Source organism: Candidatus Kryptoniota bacterium, assembly GCA_036567965.1.
Classification (GTDB): Bacteria; Bacteroidota; Ignavibacteria; order Kryptoniales; family JAKASW01; genus JAKASW01.
The window spans coordinates 137,056-154,980 of the sequence record DATCTN010000016.1 but is presented as its reverse complement, the minus strand read 5'-3'; the positions used below and the strand labels follow the sequence as shown (position 1 = coordinate 154,980).

Annotated in this window: 8 protein-coding genes; all 8 read right to left on the bottom strand. The window is 50.6% G+C overall.

Annotated elements, in window-relative coordinates; genetic code table 11:
- Nucleotides 1–6: 6 nt before the first annotated feature.
- Nucleotides 7–2,502, bottom strand: coding sequence for a glycoside hydrolase family 9 protein (locus VIS48_06330; protein HEY9165764.1), 2,496 nt, complete (start codon nt 2,500–2,502; stop codon nt 7–9).
- Nucleotides 2,503–2,559: 57 nt separating this feature from the next.
- Nucleotides 2,560–4,194 carry a TlpA disulfide reductase family protein gene (locus tag VIS48_06325; GenBank protein HEY9165763.1) on the bottom strand — a complete coding sequence of 545 codons (1,635 nt, stop codon included), beginning with the start codon at nt 4,192–4,194 and terminating at the stop codon, nt 2,560–2,562.
- A gap of 221 nt (nt 4,195–4,415) precedes the next feature.
- A complete protein-coding gene (locus VIS48_06320; protein HEY9165762.1) occupies nt 4,416–6,248 on the bottom strand; it encodes a T9SS type A sorting domain-containing protein in 1,833 nt (610 codons plus the stop codon).
- Between the two features lie 211 nt (nt 6,249–6,459).
- Entirely contained in the window at nt 6,460–9,465 is a 3,006-nt protein-coding gene (locus tag VIS48_06315; protein HEY9165761.1) for a TonB-dependent receptor, read from the bottom strand.
- A 343-nt stretch (nt 9,466–9,808) separates the two neighbouring features.
- A complete protein-coding gene (locus tag VIS48_06310) occupies nt 9,809–11,836 on the bottom strand; it encodes a T9SS type A sorting domain-containing protein (protein HEY9165760.1) in 2,028 nt (675 codons plus the stop codon).
- Between the two features lie 715 nt (nt 11,837–12,551).
- Nucleotides 12,552–14,021: a glycosyl hydrolase family 28 protein gene (locus VIS48_06305; protein ID HEY9165759.1), complete on the bottom strand. Its 1,470-nt coding sequence runs from the start codon at nt 14,019–14,021 to the stop codon at nt 12,552–12,554.
- Nucleotides 14,022–14,148: 127 nt separating this feature from the next.
- Nucleotides 14,149–15,420, bottom strand: coding sequence for a glycoside hydrolase family 27 protein (locus tag VIS48_06300; GenBank protein HEY9165758.1), 1,272 nt, complete (start codon nt 15,418–15,420; stop codon nt 14,149–14,151).
- A gap of 10 nt (nt 15,421–15,430) precedes the next feature.
- A complete protein-coding gene (locus VIS48_06295) occupies nt 15,431–17,833 on the bottom strand; it encodes a beta-L-arabinofuranosidase domain-containing protein (protein ID HEY9165757.1) in 2,403 nt (800 codons plus the stop codon).
- Nucleotides 17,834–17,925 lie beyond the last annotated feature (92 nt).

Genomic DNA, 17,925 nt, shown 5'->3' with positions numbered 1-17,925 from the left:
GAAGATTCATTTGTCGATCGGATTCATGTTGTTGAAAAGATAATCTGCCGCCATGGACAAAAGAATGAAATCTGTCGCGCCGCCTCCAAGCACGTATTCTCCCTGCTGCCAGAAGTATGGCCAGGTTTTTAGTTCCGGCAGGTCTGGGCGTATTAAAGCGGTGCCGCTTGCGATCCCTCCTGGAATATATGACCAGTCGTCGCGGTTCGCGCCGTAAGCAACAGTCATCGAACGCGCACCGACGCCGGAGGCAAAAGAAGACGTGTTCTCCCCGGGGTGGCAGCCGAGGACGAAGTCGAGCGCGTTGAATACGTAGTCCGATTTGAAGATGGATGGAAAACCAAGATAGAGAAACAGCTGTTCTACACCGAAGGATTGGATTTCCCAACCTGCTCCCCAAATATACGGCTCGTAAGGAACACCGTATGGATTTTGCTGAGATCTCTTCGAAATATCTTCAAACGCTTTGCGGACGGCCGCTTCAATCTTTTCTTTGAATTCCGGGTTATCCAGTTTCCTGACAACTCTTCCAATGACGATACTATACGGCATAATGTTTTTTGAAATTAAGTCGGCATTGTCGAGGAGCAGTCTGGCATAAGCGGGATTCGAAGTAGAAAGAAAGAGCTCCGCAGCTGCATTTATCCTGAATCTTGCCGGCGCCGTGGAATCGCCGTCATAAATCCTCTCGGCGATCTCGATGCACTTCTCCGCCATCGCAGGGTCGAATTTCTTCATGACCCTGTAAGCCGCGGCGAGTGTCGACGCGACATACAATTCTCTTCTAGGATTTTTCTCCGTGAATACAATCCTGTCGTCTTGCGGAAGAGGACGGTGAAGAACCGGATCCGTTTCACCCGCTTTGTAGACCAGGTTGTCCGTAGCATTTTCGCCGTCCCCGAGTAGAGTGTATTGGTGCAGTGTCGCCTCCTGGATTCCCCTGTACAGCCTTCCGAGCGATTCGTAGCTTCCTATTATCGACAGCAGTCCATGTTCGACCTGTTGCAGAATGTCAGGCTTCCCGTCCGGCTTGTGGAGTTCAGTCAGCCTGGCATTCTCGTCGATCGATGTTTGATCGAAATTATTTCCGAACAACTCGTACGCCAGAGCGAGTTTGTAAACTGTCTCCGCCTGCGATTCGATTCTCAGGTCATAATCTCCGGCGTCGTGCCAACCTCCGATGTTCAAACCGGGGACATGCTCACCGGATTTGTACTTGGTCAGCGTCGAGGGACCCTGAAAGTAACCGTCAAAATGGTCCTCGTTGATGGGAGCCATCGTCGCATCATCCATATGACAGAGTCCGTGCCACACGCGGTACCTGTCCTCGACTTTCATGTGACACATCTGCTCGGGGAGAAAATATTCAAGAGTCGGCTGCCACACGTCGTTCGCGTAAGCATCGTCGGAGATTAGAAACTCGTTCGATTCTGAACTCCCGTACCTGATCTTATACAATCCGGTTTGTTTGATGTCCGTGAAATCGAATCTAAGATATTTGTACCTGAGGAAATTTCCCCACGGTGAAGGAGAGCTGTCGCTCTTCACCACCCGTTCGGAATTCGAATCAATCCTGATCAGCTCAATCGGCGTGAATGAATCGGTCAGCTTATCGAGCTCTATCACAGCGAATTTAATTTGCGCGGGGGCGTACCCGACCTGCGAGACTTGAACGACCGGCTTGTATCTCCATGTTGTGTCGATGCCCGGACTGATTGTCCACTCGAGCGCGTCGGTAGTGACGCCTGCAGGAATGGTAGACCTCAGAACGAACCAGCCGTTATTGTACAGACCTCTGCCGTCGAGTAGTTCCAGATTAGATTTGAGACTGACAATCTTAATTTCCTTATAATTATTACCGGGTGCGACGATCAACTCTCTCCCAACGGCCATTGGAGACACCTGGAGCTGTCCCTCTGAGTCAGGGTTCACAGGGCTGTCCACCTGCCGCGGGAAAATTCCCGGATTGCCGTCCATGAAATAATGTTCTCCGAAAAGGCGACCGGGATACAATTCGAGATTAAATCCTATCTTGTTAGACCAGCTGTCAGGAAGCGGCTTATCAAGATTTACCATAACGCGCAGGCTTGTACCGACGGCCTTTGTGATGATTGTATACTTAAACGCCAGATCGGGATAATCGATCGGGTTGTATCCCTTTTCATTTCTGCTTGAATCCGGGTACCACAACGTGACTTTGATCGTTCCGTCTTTCCTGTCGATCGTGCGGCTCCCGAGTTTCGGGACGGGAGACCATTGGCCGGGCGTTGGGTCGATCCGGACATCTCCATTTGCCGCAACACGCTCGCCGAACTGCACGATGGTGATTCCGCCTTGATGACCTTCGGGGTAGAAGTCATCGAAGACCATAACGTTTAAGCTTTGCAATTCGTAGTAACCAAGATCGTTTATTCGAAGGGAGTTCAGAGGTTGACCGGATACCCTTGACGCGAAAGCTAGGACCACGAATGAAAAAACAAAGAGACAAGACAGTCTAGACATGCATCACCTTTAGAATGCGGTTATGACGGTTGGATTTGATCCGGGCTACACGGAAATTCACTTCCGGTTCTCCAGCCATTTCGAAAGCGTTTTCTCGAGATCGCTTCCGCGGAGCTCCATTCCCATTGCGATGACGTTGCCGTCAGGCCCGACCAGGATATTCTTAGGAAGCGAATAGGCATTAAAGTCCCTGAAAAGCTTGCCGTTTATTCCGTCGTATATGAACACATTCGCCCACGGCATTTTTGTCGAGTGAAGGAATTTCAGCACGACACCGGCAGAGCTGTCAGCTGACAGGCTGATGATGAGCAAGTTCTTCTTCATGTATCTTCCGTAAGCGCCTTGCAGGTTCTTGATCTCATCAATGGAAGCACGACTTGTCGTGGACCAGAAATTCATAAGTAGGTATCTTCCTTTCGGCGAATCATTGGATATCGTCATTGAGTCTATCATGTCAACGACATTGAAGCGCGGAACAGGCTTGCCGATCTGTATTGAACTCATGTGGTAGAAAACTCTCTGCAGTTCCTCAGCTTCCGGAGTGTTACCGTACTGGTCGGTGAGAATGCAATAATAGCGAAGCGCTTTCTCGTCCGCTCCCTGGTATAGTTTCCTTTTGAATTCATTCGATAGCAGAATGGACTTGGTCTTCTCGACCGGATTGCTTGTCAACACCATGTCAACGTATTGGCCCCGTCGCGCTTCATTATCATTGTAGCCCACGTGATCAAAGGCATCAGAGATTGCACCCGGATCGAGTCCCCAAATATAAGACGACGGAGGAATCTCCGATACGGTCTTCCGGCAGGTTGATGAGTCAGCGTAATGCCTCAACGATTTCAGGACAAAATACTCGAGATATATTTCCTGCCGCAAGAGATGGTTTGTCTCATTCATTAATTGGCTCTGAAGTGACGCCAGAGCGCTGTCGGTATTAAAAACCGGTCCGCTTCGTTTTTTCTCTATCGCTTCCAACTGCGCGTGCGCCCATTCTATTTTGTCACGCTGGGTCTCGAGGTAAATCTTTGCGAATCGGGAATCAAACGAGTCGGTAGGTGCGAAATTAAAATTTGCCTCTTGATTCGAGGTGACAAGCTTTCGGGGATCGAAAGTTATCGTGATCATGCCTTTTTTCGAGATCAAGAAGGAACTAAAGCCAGCAACCCCATTACTTATGTACCCATCGGCTTCAGTGCCTTCGACTTCCCTCGCGGGACTCACTCCGACCACGCGGTAGATTACAGTGTCGGACTCGTTGTCGATCACGGCCGAATAGCTCCCGTCGGGTTGTAGTGACATCGTGACCGCGTCGGGTGGATACCAGCGGTTGAAGTTTCCAGTAATCTTGACCTGCCCTAGGTGGGCGAGGTATCGGTGCGTCGCGAGACGAACATTGAGTTTGACTGACCGCTTCTTGTCGACATAGAGTGGGAGAGCAAAAACGTCATGATATGTTCCCGTGAAATTCAACATCCACACACCCTTTGATCGGATATCGATCCGGAAACTGCCATCTGTTCGCGCTTGCATCCCTGCTCCTGACAAGGGCTCAAGTGGGCGGGCAACGAAGAGGCGAGCCTCCCTCATCGGTTTTCCGTCGCCGCCCAAGATCCTTCCGGTCACTACTGTTTGGGAGAAAGAATACCATGAAGAAATAAGTGAAAGGAACACGATCCAAATCATTTTCCGCATCTACTACTCCGCCTTGTTTTAGAGTAAACGGATGAGAAAGTCAGCGCGCAACGACACGATTCGGCGGCTTCCGCTCTCAAATTCAATTTAGGGAAAATGGATCAGTTAATTGACATCCGATTCAACAAAAGGAGCCGGAAGACTCGGCGTCCTCCGGCTCCATTGAGGAAAATATTTCGGCCAAATTTACATTGGACGAAAACCAATCTTCGCGAATCTGATTACTTCATCAGGATCATTTTCTTCGCGATGGAGACGCTGCCGGCCTGCAGGCGATAGAAGTACACGCCGCTGGCGAGCTTGCTTCCGTCAAAGGTCGCAACATAGTTGCCGGCCGTTAATACGCCGGAGAACACCGTTGCAACTTCCTGGCCGAGAACATTGAATATCTTCAACGTCACATAACTCTTCTGAGGTACGGAGTAGTTGATCTGAGTTGCTGGGTTGAATGGATTCGGATAGTTCTGGCCGAGGGTGTAATTGCTCGGGACTACCTTATTCGGAACTTCCCTGATCGCGAGGAGAGGCTGGTCGACTGATGCCCAGCCGCCTGCCGCATTGTACGCAGCAATCTTTGTTGGGAACCAGTTCAAATCGCCAATCGGGTATCCGCCGACGCCGCCGGTGTACAGAGGGGAGCTTGTCGGATATGAATCATCGTTGAAGCTCGGATACGTCGTGCCCGAGGAGTTCGAGTACTGGTATGTCAGGTTCTGAGCAACGTCGATGCCGGGATGCTGCAAGCTATCGGGATCATAGCCCCAGTAGCCGTCGCTGGCACCGTGGAACATGGCTGTCAACCAGGTCAGCATATCCGGGCCGTTCGTCATCGGTTTTGTAAAGCCAGGATTGATCCCGAGGTATTCGGTCGGTGTGTTCGAAGGATCACTTGACGGTGTGCCAGACGCATCCTCGAGATTATTCTTATAGATGAAGTGCGGATGCCAAGTGAACATGCTTGCAGTACGCGCATTCATGATCGGCTCAGCCTGGATCAGGCCGTGAAGCCCAGTAGTTACCGTATCGTTGTACGCCGCATAGAACGGATACAAGAACGTTGTGTCCAGGTAAGTGGCGTTGTTCTCGTAGTGGACGATGCGGGCGAGTTCTTCGGGATCAGACGAATTCGTTGTCACGCCACCGATTACGAGCGTGTCGAGACCAAGACCCTGTCCGTAAATCAGTCCATCGGGATCCTGACCGGGTCTGTCGTTGAAGCGTTCGCCAGTGAAGTGGCCGTTTACGACAAGGTTGTTTCCGAAATACGCCTCGTGGAAGTTGTGTCCGAGCCACACGAACTTTGCGCAGTTGACCATGGTGTTATGATCGCACAAATAGTACGCCATCGAGTCGTTCTGGGTTTGCAGCCAGCCGAATCCGACGTTCTCGGCGGTGTTGTTGACTTCGATCAACGAGTCGACAGTGACGCCGGGGATGTGATAGATTACTCTTCCGGCCCACCACTGACCCGGGTCGATCGAATTACGGAACAGGTCATTTGTCAGATGTGTGTTCGTTCCGCTGCCCTGGATGCAAATGAACGGACCCTGTGACCACTCAAACACGCAATGGTCGATCCAGATGTTGGTATTGTTGGATTCTTCATAAACGGGCTGCCAGATTTCTCCGCCGCCTGTGTGCCATGCAAGGATCCAAACATACTTCAACGTCATGTCGCCGTACGCATCGATCACGCGATCATCATAGTTTGCACTTTGATTCGGCGCAAGCTGGATTACCGGCAGGGTTGAGTCCGCCGTAGCAGGTTGTCCAACGATCATCAGATGGTAACCGGTGCTCGCGATGTGGATCGTATTGAAATACGTCATGCCACGTTCCAATACGTAGACCCTGTTGGCATCGACGCGCGCGCCGGCAGCGGTGGTGTCGCCCATAATTGCGCTTGAAAGGGCGTCGTTCACCGGTGCCATGGTGTTGTCGACCGCCGCCACATACGTCGTGTCTCCATGCGTGACGTTAGCAGTCCACTGTGCCTGAAGGCTGATTGGAACAATGAATAGTCCCAGTGCTAAAATGGAAATGAACTTCTTCATCTTTTCTCCTTCTGATTGTTTAGTGATTTATCAAACAAACAGTTCAAGCTGAACCTCAATCTAATTCTGCCCCGTCCATCCCTCCTTCCATTAAGATCATCACAAAGATGATTCTTTTTTTTTGATTTGTCAACAGCAACAATCGGAGAGGTATCCGGCGGGGTTTCCGCCGGACCACACGATTGTCACGCGATTCATCAACTCAAATTTGTCAAAGTGTGTATCTCACTCCGAGATCGGCGGTAAAGCCATAGAAGTTCTCGTACGATATGAAACCCTTCGTCACCTGATTAGATTCGTCGGGTCTCGCAGTCAGATTATTGAGATTGAGATAGAACTGCAGTCCCGGCAAGATGGAGCCGGGTTGGAGCAAGTATCTGACAGCAGCGTCGGCCCTGAAATAAGACTGGTTCTGATAATTGTTATTTACATCAGAATTGACCGCGGTCAGGACTGCGCCCTGGTAAATGAATGATACACGCGCCGAAAATCCTCCAAGATCATAACCGATCGAACCGTTGAATATGTCCGTTGGCTGTTGCACCAATCGCCCGGCATATTCAGAATCCGGAAGAATAATCACAGACTTTCCGACAGATTTCGATCTGATTATCGGATAAAGGGTATTCGACCAGATATGAGTGTAGTTGACTCCCAGGACCAAACCGTTAAGCGGCGCGGGGAGATACCAGAAGCGATGCTCGAAGTCTGTCTCCACTCCACGCAGGTAGGCGGGGTGCGGATTGTTCACCCAGTCATTGATGGTCGCGCCGCCCGGAGCGAATCCCAGTTGGAGAAGAGTATATCCACCTACAGTAGAGGTCGTCGAATCAAACGCAACGGGCGGATGAACGAGCAACGGGTAGCCTCTCTGATAAATGAATCCATTAATCTGCTTATAGAAACCATCCAGAGTAAACAGTCCAATCGAGTTGCTGTAAAATGACAAGATCACATCGTGATTGTATGCGCGGGCCGGGACGAGGAACGGATTGCCGAGTGAACCGTACCCACCGTTGCTGCTGATGTAGACTCTCGGAATCATAGCAGTGAAGTCAGGGCGACCAAGCGTCTGTGTATATGCGTAACGAACATCAAGCCAATCCGTGATCTTGTACTTAGCCTGAACCATCGGGAGAAGAAAGTGGTTGGTTGTCACCGCATTGATCGTGTCCTGATTGAACGCAACCTGACGCACGCTCTGCTGTTTCACGGCATACGCCGTTATATTATTCGCATCGTTTTCATAACGCACACCTCCGACAACCATGAACTGCTGCCCGAGGTCGAGCTCTGCCATTCCATAGCCGGCACTTAATTTTTCGAGGTAAGTATAGTCGTTCAGGTACAGTCCCTCAGCACCGTTGACGGGTGCAATCTGGTTCTGTACAACCGTACTTGGATTCGTTTTGTCGTCAAAGAGCGACATCCTGACCTGATTTGGGTAGCCCAGCGTCGACGTCCAATTGAGATCTCCGACATGTTGGTCTGGGAGAAAATTTTCCCAGACAGTCGGGTCGGGATTTGTAAAATTGAGAGCTGAAATATTACCACCTGAGGCACCGCCTAATGGAGCCATTATGAGTGTCGGGTAAAGCCGTTTGATATCGTTTATCACATCCTGGCTACCACCGTAATACGCGTCAGCGTAATATCTGGTATCATCGTTCACGCGTTTGATGTCTGTGTATTTTCCTCCGAACTTGAAGAACCCTGATGCGTCGGACGTAATCACGAACGGGATTTTCACGTTCGCCTGGTAAGCCTGGTTGGTGTTCTTAAATGAGAGAACCTGGTTGCCCAATCCTGCCAGTGCAATATTGGAATCTTTAGGGACGGAGTAGGTCACAAGTGTTTGCGGCGACATACCCGCGCCGATGACGGCGTTTAATGTAGGAGACCAACCGTTCGTCTGAAGAAACTGTATATAGGGGGCAGACGGGGTCCGGTTCCAAACATAGTCGTTAGCGGCACCGACGTCAAATTGGAGGAAGCCGAGATCATACTGGCCTTCCAGTGAATTTGTCATCAAGTCGTTCGTGCTCACACCGCCAGAAACGTTGTACACTTGCCATCCCGCGTTGTTCCATGGAGGATAATAATTAAGCGAGTAATCGGAAGTCCGCGGATTAAGTCGTCCGAAGAAACTTGAGAGAACGATCCTTCCATTCGGTAGCCTGTAATCCATCAAAAGGTTGCCGCTGACCCTGTTTCGTGATTCGTAGTGCCTGTTAAGTAAAAGGTTGCCGACACGCACCTGTTCCTGTGCGCCGGCGCCGATAACCTGATAGCCCGCGCTCAGTTGATCTGAGCTTCGGTCCACTTGCTCGGCGCTCAACAGGAGATATGCGCCCAGCTGATCACCGAAGAACCTGTCGCTGACCGATCCGGATACTTTATAGTTGCTGTACTTGCTTCTGAACTTGTTGTAACCCGACTGCCACAGCAGGTCTGTATGCAATCCCGATGGAGCGTCGTTTAGTTCCATGTTGACGTAGCCGCCAATTGCCTCCGCGTCCATATCGGGAGTGATATCCTTATAAACCTCGATTGTCTTGATCATGTTCGGGTTTATCTGATTCAGGTCTACACTTCTGTTTGTGCTGTCGGTGGCTCCGAGTGTAACGCCGTTGATCGCCACTGTGTTGAACTGTGGGGCAAGTCCTCTTATCACTATCTTGTCAGCTTCACCGGAGCTTCTAGTTACCGAAATGCCGGGCAAGCGTCCGAGAGCTTCTGCGGCATTGAAGTCGGGGAGTTCCTGAATCTTCTTCGCCGATACAACATTGACTATTGAGTTGGACGAGAGCTGCTGGTTCACGGCCTGAACCTGTCCCTCGGCCTGTGCAGTAACCACCACAGTTTGCCCGGTGATTGCCTTTGCTTCCAGGTATATGTCCTGTTCAATGTCTCCGTTATCCGGAAGATTTAGATCGATGGTTGTAGAGTTATACCCGATATAGGAAATGGTGAGTGTCTGCTGACCGGACGGAGCATTTCGAATTATATAACGGCCGTTGAGATCCGACGCTGCACCGATGCTGGTTCCTTTGACCATGATCGTCGCTCCCGGCAGCGGATCCTTTGTGTCCTTGTCAAACACCCGTCCCCTGACTGTGCCTGTGCCTGCGGCCATGAGCGTTTGGGATGAAACAACGAAGAAGACACTCAAGGCTGCTAAACTTCTGAATAAAATCCGAAAGCCACTTGATGACATAACTTTCTCCCTGCTTTTAAATCAATCCACTTCGGCCTGGCAAATATCGTTTAAGCGATTGCTTCATCTCTTCGGAATTATAGTGGGTGCCCGTAAAATGCAGGTGAAAGCTTCTTCTGACCACTCCCTACGTCATCTGGCTGGGCGCAAACCGCCATCCGCGCCCGGGACGCCGCATCTCCATTTTCTTGACGCAAAGACCGTGAGACCTTCGATCATCCGTCAAGATCGAACTGAGCGGCAGATCGCATTCCTCCTTCAAAGTCCGGCAACCACAAATTTGAACGCCACAGAAATAAAGAGGCGGAACCACTTTGGGTTCCGCCTCTCAATATGGAACAGCTTACTTTATCAGCATCATCCGCTGGACTTTGGAATAGGTGCCAGCTGTCAATTTGTAGAAGTACACGCCGCTAGCGTACCTGGAGGCGTTGAAGGACACCTCGTGAGTACCCGCGCCTTGTCTCTCATTGACTAACGTCGTTACCTCGCGTCCCAATATGTCGTAGATCTGCAGCACGACTTTCGAGTCTTTCGGCAGATCGTAACGAATAATCGTTGACGGGTTGAAGGGATTCGGGTAGTTGTTATAAAGCATGTATTCTTTCACAACGTTGAGTCCCTTTACTCCCAGATCAACGAGCGGTGGTTGGGTTAGCCCGACAATGTCAAGATTATCGAACAGTACTCCACCAATCCACTTGGTCGTGTCATACGGAGCAGGATAATACATCACCACTCCCACCGTATGCTTCTTAGTGGGATCGATCTTACCTGCGTTCGCAAGCGAGTCGACGTTGATCGTCATCGTGTTCCACTGATTGGCTTTCAGCATTCCGCTTGCGCCGCCGACGGTGTCAACAAATGCCACGCTGTCAGTCGCGCCGCGAGAGAGATAGAACTTCACCACCGCGTGGTTGGGGAACTTATTCGGAAGGTAAATCTGGAATGAAGCGGACAGTGCAGTCGAATCGAGCGCTGCGTCGGCCAGCTGCAGACTATCGCGCTGAATACCAGACTTATGAGGTGCCGCAGTGAAATTCATGGTGTCCACAAGTACATAGGTTCCATTGCTCGTGACGAAATCAGCCTTTCGTGCAATCTTGCCATTGGGAGCAGAGCCAGACACGTAGAAACCCTGCAGTCCGGCGTTCTTGCCGCTACCGGCTGCTTCGAAATCAGCTGCCGCCCAGACCGGCGGTGGCGGAGTCGCCGCCGAGCTGACGATCTGAATGTTGTCGACATACACTACACCCTTCGCAACGTGCGCAGTATCCCCGTTATAGTGGAACTGGATACCGAAATCTCCTATGTCGTTAGTTCCGGGTAGGTAATGACCTGCCGAATCCGAAATGCTGAGTGCAAGAATCGGAACCGACAACGGATACCAGATATCTCTTGGCATGTTCTTTACGAGATAATCCGTGTTTGTCCACGTCCACGCGCCGCCAGCAACCGGCTGGTAATAGAGACCAAACGCAGTGCTGTCGGAGATTGTATCTGCCTTCGGGATGAAGACCCACATCGTAAGAGCCAACCCGGTGAAGCCCGCGCCGGCCGAACTGACGTGGCCCTTGTAGGAATTCGCAAGACCTATTGCATCCCAATCGTTCAGTCCCTGTTGATTCAGCGCCACTGCAAGAGCACCACCAGTGTTGCCCATCTTCACAGTCGCCTGCTGATAGATCGAATCGATGAACTTGTGGGGACCCCAGTGGTTATAAGCATACAGCCCAGTCGTGCCGGTCGAATTGAATTGTTCAATCTGTTCTCCCGGAAGATTGGCGCCGTCGATCTCCGCGTTGTCTGTGTACCATGTCCCGTTCCAGGTGGAGTCGGCACGTGGGGCTGGATACAGCTGCAAGCCAGATTGTGCAATCGGGTACGCAAACGCACTGTCAAACCCGGCCTTTCCCGCCGCATACTGTGCTACAGGGAACGAAAGAGGATACCACTTGTTCTTCGGGACATCTACCGCGTAGTGAACTTCCTCTGTCCAGTTCCATGTCGTCGACGGCATGGCATAAGTATCAATCTTGAAACTGTCCGGCACCGACTGAGTTGACGGAAGGTATACCCAGTACGTCAGGAACTCTGCGGCGCCCGGCAGCACCAAACCTCCAGCAGGTCCGTCGTACTCAAGACGCGCGTGCTGGCTGCCCGTTGTGAATGCAAAATTGATTGCAGCCACACCATTCGCGGGGTTATTAGGATCTGTCATCTGCTGTAATGTGTAATGCGACGTGTCGCTGTCGCTGGATTTCTTGAAGCCCTGTAGGTCACCTGCCGTATTGAAGTTCGCATACACCTGAGCCTTAGCATGCGGACTCAACAGCAACAGGCCAATGAAAAGTAGTAAGACCTTCTTCATTTTTGCTCCTTTACTGTTTTAGGGATTTGTTGTTTGGGGAGAAATCAAAGGTATGTCCAAATTCCCGATGCCCTGATTTCGGGAACAATAAAAGGACACAACGCCATAACTGACATACATTCCTGCAGCACCGCCTGAACTAGTTACCTTTTCCCAACGATCTTAGTCTACAAAACTTCAGCCTAGAACGCAAGTCCTTTTTTCATCTAAATTCAAAATGAAGTGGCTACAGAACACACTCAAGAACGTGTCATCAACATTTCCGGCGATCATCGTCCAAAAATACAGGATTTGCCGAGCGAGTGACCTGATCCATCGGAGGATCGTTCAACGCCGCCCGATTATGGGCTTCAATACATGCTGCTTACCATTTCGTTTTTGGCTCTCAACTCAATGCGCCTCTATAATAGCGATCCGTTCGCCTGCCGTTCTTGACATATTCCTCGAGTCAACATAACAATTCCGATTGTAAGATGACTCATTTACCCGTTTGACCAATTTCGAAGCCGCAGTGAAGTCGGTTGCGATCAATACTAGTTTCAACGTGCCGCAGTCCAATATTGGCAAGACCTTGATTAATAAAGTGGCTCTCTGGAGAGAGGTGTGAGTTCTACTCCGTCCTGGTCACTGTCCCGATACATTTTTTTCGGAGAAAACTTCCCCCAGGTTTAGAAGAGCGTGAGTTCAGAACACGATACGACTTCCCGTCAGTCAATTATATGACAGCTGACTTAGCGCTGTGAGGAGCTCGATCTAGAGTGCATCCGTCGAGAGGCACACTGTCAAAATGTGTGATGTCGACCGCGTTTGTAAAGTAAAGTTCCTTTACGTCCCCCCAGCTGATGTTAACGTCGTACAATTTGATGTTTCCCACATCGCACGCGTAAAATGCCGGAACATCATGTGCGAAGATAGAAGACCTGTGGTCTATTACCGGCCGAAGATCAAAGTTACCACCGCAAGTACTGTTCAGCTCGCTATCATTTATATGGATGGAACAGTTGTGGAACGTGACGTCTTCGATCCCGCTTTCATCTGTTCCATACATGAGAACCCCGGATTCGCCGTTACAAATGACATCATTGAATCTGATGTTTCCAATTTTTCCAAGCTTCACATTTTCTTTTCCCCTGATCGCTGAGATATGAATCGGCTCACCGTTACCCCCCCAGTCACCTGTAAACAACCTGGTGTGTATAATGATATTGGAGAAGATCATGTTCCGGATCGACCCTTGATCTCTAACGCAGAGGTCGATGCCGCGATTCGAATTTGAAATAATGATATTGCTGAACGTGTAATTGAGCATGTCGTTCTGATCCCATCCGCCTACTCGTATCGCGCTTGATCTCGAAACGAAGTAACAATTTGTAACGGTAATGTTTTCTGAACTGTGCGTGATATTCTTGTAGCCGGGCAAATCAAAATTGTACGCATAACCTGTTATTGCGATCGCGTCGTCGCCGGTTCGTATGTCGCAGTCGGAAACTTGAACGTTACTGCAAGAGGTGAGATCCAAACCGTCATTATTGGGGATCATCAAGTTGTTCCATATTCTCACACCTGTGATGATTGCTCCGTCGCAGTCTGCGAGATGAAGCGTCCAGAAAGGAGAGTTCGATATTAGCACCTCGCGCACGGTTACTTCCTTACAGTTCGAAAAGATTATCATCTGAAACGGACCATCCTTCGGCACGAGCGGGCCGTCCCCCGGTCCACTAAGAACTTCTCGGAAGTGAATGCCCTGACGTGTGTATTTCGTAGCCGCGGTATCGAACACCTTAGACCGATCGAGCTCCATGAATGCGTCTCCGTTCCCATCGATGTTTCCTCCGCCGGTGATGGAAACATTTGTCGAGTTCTCAGTATAGATGAGCCCGAGTTTTTTCCCCGCGATAAAATAATCCGAAACGTTGCCGCTTCCTTTCAGCGTCGCCCCGGTCTCGATGAGCAGCTCGATATTGCTGAACAGTTGTATCGGACCAGATACAAATGTTCCCGCAGGAATCAGCACCACTCCGCCGCCGGAATTTCTGCAGTTGTCATTCGCCCTTTGTATCGCCACAGTGTTTACGGTCTTCCCGTCTGCGACGGCCCCGAAATCCCTAATGTTGTACACCCGAGCGGACACAGAGGCACCCCACGACGCAAGAACAAAAAAGAATGCCGTTTTCAATGTTTGCATTTCGAGAGGTCCTTTAAAAGTAGGCGATTAATCCGGGGCACCCTGAACATGAGGCCAATAGAAATGAAGCGCAACCCACCGGGTATCGGCTGAATCACGGCTGATACCCGGCTGAAGCCACCGGGAGTCAGTGCGACTCGCCAGTCCTGATAAGTCTTAGCATTAAGACATCGTGACCACGTACCTCCGCGTTGAGCACCTTTGCCGTCGTCCTGTTCGCGTTGCCGGTCCAGAGGTCTTTGACCTTATAATCAACTTTCCCGAAAGAAGCATCTCTTCCCGAAAGATTGTCGGTCACATTTTCTTTTTTCCAATCGAATGAGACATTCCTTGGACCGTCTCCTTTGTTCAAGAAACACATCGCCCAGTCGCCGTGCTCAAGCGGTTTGAACCAAAGATCGACGCTGTCGCTCGAGGAATACTTAAAGCCTTCAATCCCGAGAGAATCCTGATCGACTGCAATCACGTCTCTATTCATTAATATCCTTTTTGTGTCCGGCGTCATATTCGTCAGATCGTTTCCGGCAATGAGTGGTGCCGCAAGCATGCACCACATGGAGAAATGCGCACGATCCTCGCTGACAGTCATTCCATTCCCAACCTCAAGCATGTCGGGATCATTCCAGTGTCCCGGGCCCGCGTATTTGCGAATGCTGTCCTGTTGATCGATGATTGAAACGACACTCAGCTGTATCCATGTCCCATGGTCGATGTTGTGCGCAAAGTTTGCCGAGATGTCTCCGGTCGTGCGCCAGAGGTTTCCAATTCCCTTGGCCCATTCCCAGGGCTTGCTCGTACCCCATTCGCAGATACTGAAAACTATCGGCCTTCCCGCTTTCCTGAGTGCTTCATGCATCGTCATGTACGCGCCGAGCTGGTTCAGCCCTTCCGTGTTACACCAGTCGTACTTCAAATAGTCGACTCCCCACTTAGCGTACGTGAGTGCATCCTGAAATTCGTAGCCTCTGCTCCCGGCTCTGCCCGCGCAAGTTTGCCAACCGGCATCCGAGTAAATCCCCAGCTTCAAACCTTTCGAGTGGACATAATCCGCGAGCGCCTTCATGCCGTGAGGAAATCGGGCCGAATCAGGATGGATGAACCCGAGACTGTCTCTTTGTCCGTGCCAGCAGTCGTCGATGTTAATATAAATGTATCCCGCGTCTTTCATGCCGGAAGTGACCATCGCGTCTGCCATGTCGCGTATCATTTGCTCGTTTACATTGCAGCCGAACTTATTCCAGCTGTTCCATCCCATGGGAGGAGTCAACGCGAGTCCCTTAAGCGGATCCTTCTCTCCCGTGCCCTGCGCGAACACATCGGAACTAGATACGATTGGACTTGAGACAACAACAAAGCCCAAGCTCATCATGAGCCAAAACATGGAAATAACTTTTTTCATCTTCATCCCTCTATTTGATTATTCTGATTCCGAATACTCCCCCGGCAGTACTGTCGGGACGAGATACAAATTTGATTGACACATTATCTGTACCATTCGCGATGTCTACCGGCACCGGATAGCGAACGTCGAAGAATTTCCCGGGGGAATTGTTCTGAAGAGTTTGTGTTGCGATCTTCCTGCCGTTCAGAAGAATATCGAACGTCCGATCCCCGCTGTCACCGCCCCAGTATGTGCAGACGAGTGTGTCAGGGCCGCCCCTTTCGATCTTCATCGCAAATGAAAACCACCCTCCATCGTAAGCGTGCCGCCAGTTCCGATTGAAAGCTTCTCCCGAAGAAGTGTTTTCACCCTTCATGTCATGAGTCTGTTCGGACTTATCGTCACCGGGCTGGACGAAATCAATCGTAACTTTTTCGATGGCCGCTTGGCGATCCAGGTCGGCTTTTTGATCGAGCAATCGTTGATTCCATTGCTCCCCCGTCAGAATGTCCCAATAAACCGAATACATTCTATCATAATATTCATAGAACGGCTCGAGTGTCACGTCATGAGGCATTCCTACCTTGACTGTTCGAAAAGTAAGGGGTTTCCCCGCGACCGGCTCCACCCAATCATTAACGGGATGTCCACTCGTCAGAAGCGCCGGCACAAAATTAAACTGCTTCGACGTCGGATCGTTCAACTCGCCGAGGTCGCCCGCGAGTACGATAGGTCCGTAGCAAATTGCGACCCGGTCCGGATTGTCCGGCATGCTCTCGGTGCGAAGCGACATCGGTATTCTCAATTCGATCCTGTCGCCGTCCTTCCATGTCCGGTCAACCTCCGGGTAACTTCCCGGTTTACCGGTCACGGGTATCCCGGTTCCGTTAACACGCAGAAACATTCCATTCACCGCCCAGGATGGATAACGGAATCTCAGCGACAACTTAATTGGTTTAGCGCAGTTGACGGTAAAATGTATTTCGTCGCTGTCAGGAAACTCTGTCTCTTGTGTCAGCTTGATCCCTTTTTCCTCCCACGTAAGCGCGGATGGTATATAGAGATTGACCCAGATACTGTTCGCATCGTGATAATAAATTCCGATCCCATACTTCGAATGATTTTCCATCCCGGTACCGACACAACACCAGAAGCTGTTGAAAGGAGTCGAGAATTCCTTTTCCGTGCCCTGTTTCAGAGAGACGTAGTAACACATCATTCCCGTCTTCGGGTTCTGAGAGGCGAGGATGTGGTTGTAGAGAGCCCTCTCGTAATAGTCGGCGTAGGCCGCTGAAGGCTCCCACTCAAAAAGATGTTGAGTCAGCTTTAACATGTTGTATGTGTTGCATGTTTCGCAGGTATTATCCTCCAGGAGATTGTTCAGTTCATCGGGCGGGCTGAAGGATTCATTCATGCTGTTCCCGCCGATGACATAACTATGATGCTTGACGACTGTGTTCCAGAAAAACTTTGCGCCGGTCTCATACGTGGTGTCGCCGGTGAGCTCGTACAGGCGGGCGAGCCCGATGAGCTTTGGAATCTGGGTGTTCGCGTGAATGCCGGCAAGCACATCTTTCCGGTGCTCGAGCGGGACAAGAACGGCGTTCATATGAAATCGCTCTGCAAGTTTCAGATATTTTTCGTTCCCTGTTCTCGCGTAAAGCTCACCGAGCGCTTCGTTCATGCCTCCCTGTTCACAGGCAAGCATTCTTTGGAACTGCTCGTCGGTAAGGTTCTTCGTGGTTTCGTATGCCCAGTCCGCCAGCTTTGTCGCTACCGATAACGCGTTCGAGTTTGAGCAATAACGGTTCGCATCGAGGAGCCCGGCAAGTTCTTTGTGTATCGTGTACCATGGTACCCAGACACCGTTCAACTCGAATGGCTTCGTTTCAATTTTGCCTTCAATAAGTTCCTCGAAGACTTTTTTCCCACCCGGGATCGCCGCAACATACCCGTTGCCGTTAGCGTCCTGGCAAATGGCGAGTTGGTCGACAATATAGTCCACCCGCTCCTTCAAGCTGTCATTTCCGGTAGAGGCGTACATCATGGAGCACGCGGAGAGGTAGTGCCCGAGCGAATGGCCCGCGATTCCCATCGACTCCCAGCCGCCGTAGACGCTGTCCTTCTGGGGAAGCCCGGCTTCTCTTCTGTACCAGCTAAGCAGCCTGTCCGGTCTTAGCTCCAGTAGATAGCTCTCGTCCATCTCCATCGCGTGCTTGAATGGCCCGTCCAGCAGCCGCACATCCTTCAGATCGAAAGGACGAACGACGAGGCCGATTTTGTTCGGTACGAGATCTGTGGACCTCCCCGGTAAAATTCCGGCAAACCCCGGCAGAGAAATGAGGAGAGTAGAAAGTATCGTGAAGTTAAGAAGAACCCGGCGAAAGACAGTCGAAGACGACTTATTTGAATTCGCGATCAAAGTCCGCATGATTACCGGCTCCTTTCGGATCTATTGGATGGCCCGACAATTTACCCAAAAAAATATTTCAAAACTTGTGTCTTGATGAAATGTTAAGATCG